Source organism: Janthinobacterium lividum, assembly GCF_011601275.1.
In the GTDB taxonomy this organism is placed as follows: Bacteria; Pseudomonadota; Gammaproteobacteria; order Burkholderiales; family Burkholderiaceae_D; genus Janthinobacterium; species Janthinobacterium lividum_E.
Map to the genome: position 1 here is coordinate 1 of NZ_JAAOLY010000048.1, position 1,216 is coordinate 1,216.

At 52.0% G+C, this 1,216-nt stretch carries 2 protein-coding genes; both read right to left on the bottom strand.

Annotated elements, in window-relative coordinates; genetic code table 11:
- Positions 1 to 160: 160 nt before the first annotated feature.
- Entirely contained in the window at positions 161 to 583 is a 423-nt protein-coding gene (locus tag GYK42_RS28770; protein ID WP_166450276.1) for a hypothetical protein, read from the bottom strand.
- A gap of 64 nt (positions 584 to 647) precedes the next feature.
- Positions 648 to 1,037, bottom strand: a complete 390-nt coding sequence (locus tag GYK42_RS28775; RefSeq protein WP_166450277.1) for a DUF6228 family protein — start codon at positions 1,035 to 1,037, stop codon at positions 648 to 650.
- Positions 1,038 to 1,216: the final 179 nt, after the last annotated feature.

Genomic DNA, 1,216 nt, shown 5'->3' on the forward strand with positions numbered 1-1,216 from the left:
CTGCTGGAGCCGCTCGGCTATATACCGCCGGCTGAAGCTGAGGCAAACTATTACAAGCAACTGAGCAGTCAAGCCGTCGCGGCCTGACTCACACCAACCGGCCTCCACGAAAGCCGGGGCGATTCAATTTGACGCATTCGACATATGTCACCGCAGCCGATTAAACGTCGTGATAAACAACGCCGTATGTGTCGAACATCGCTCCAGCTAGCTCGACCATGCTTAAACCGCTGCGCTCCCAAAACGTCAGAAAGTATTCCAATTTGTCGTAAGGAGCTTCAGCGTCCATGCCGTGCATCGCACAAATCGTGGTTCTGATACGCAACACCTCAGGGTCATCCGACATATCGCGTCCTCGGATGGCTTCCCAAAGCCTCGCCCGGACAGCTAATACCTCGGTATCCGTTGCCGCACCCTCAAGATGTTGTTTAGCAGCCAAAACAGAAGATTGTGCGGTAACGGGTAGACATTCGATCACTCGAGCCAGGGCGTGAACAATAAAGCGTTGAGCATCAGCGTGCTCTGCCGGATCATTCAGATCAACGGTGGATGAAATAACGTCAAATGGATCACTGTGCGACATGCTGACTTTCTGAGTAAAGCTTGATTGGTCAATTGCCGACTGTCGGCTTCTGGCCGGTACGCGACTATGAAAAAAGAAGCGCGACATCGCGCGCCATACCTTCTAGCTGCCCTGCCTCGAACATAATGTTCACGCGCAGCTCAGAATCATAGTCTTGTCCCGCCAAGGTCACCCTCATTTTAATGTGGCCAGTTGAGTCTGCGGTTGCGCTTAGCAGCACACGACTCTCTAAGTCGCCCCACTTCTTTTCGCCTTTCCAGCCCTGCCAGTCACTGGCCATTTCGTCAAACCATGCTACAAGTGGAACTGCCATAAATGTCGATGAAGGCGCATTGCCTGAGAAGAAAGGCGTCTCGACCCGCAAATTAAAGTCGATGCCGTCTTCAAGTTTGCTGATAATAGTGAACGTCAACAACGAACCTTCGTGCGGTGACTTTAGCTCCAGGCAATTCATCAATTTTTCTGTCCGATTTTCTTAACTAAACGTGGATTTTGAGTGTCCGGTTTTGGCCGATCCCTGCCGATTGTACTCGACAGTACGCTGCTGATAACGACTAGGACAGTTGCGCCGCACAACAAAGCGCCGCTTAGGGCTATGCACGCATGCCGATCCAAATGACTACCTCGGTGGCG

What these genes read in the sequence shown, in the direction of transcription:
- GYK42_RS28775 (WP_166450277.1), bottom strand. Translation starts at nt 1,037, where the DNA reads ATGAATTGCCTGGAGCTAAAGTCACCGCACGAAGGTTCGTTGTTGACG.
- GYK42_RS28770 (WP_166450276.1), bottom strand. Translation starts at nt 583, where the DNA reads ATGTCGCACAGTGATCCATTTGACGTTATTTCATCCACCGTTGATCTG.